Raw genomic sequence first — 350 nt, forward strand, 5'->3', positions numbered from 1 at the left:
ACTTCCGCTGTGTTAAAATAAAAAAACCCTGCGCATTCCTACACAAGGTTCCATCTACTCTGGAGCCGGCGATCGGACTTGAACCGATAACCTGCTGATTACAAATCAGCTGCTCTGCCAATTGAGCTACACCGGCATTTTATAATGCTAAAATATTATGATTAGACCACAAAAAGTATAAATTGAGTGAACTTTAATTTTTTACTAGACTTTCTTAGCGAGATTGAGGGAAAAACAAGGCAAAAATAGCATGGATGCATTAAGCTAATCTCATGTCAGGAGGACATATTGATTAGGAAGCCTTATTTTGACCGAAATTGAGCTCTATGAAAGTCTGTAAAAAATTATTG

The 350-nt window shown here is 37.1% G+C and carries 1 tRNA gene; it reads right to left on the reverse strand.

What is annotated here, in order from left to right:
* Positions 1-60: 60 nt before the first annotated feature.
* A tRNA-Thr gene (locus JRI95_17195) sits at positions 61-136 on the reverse strand.
* Between the last annotated feature and the right edge of the window lie 214 nt (positions 137-350).

Source organism: Deltaproteobacteria bacterium, assembly GCA_019308995.1.
In the GTDB taxonomy this organism is placed as follows: domain Bacteria; phylum Desulfobacterota; class Desulfarculia; order Adiutricales; family JAFDHD01; genus JAFDHD01.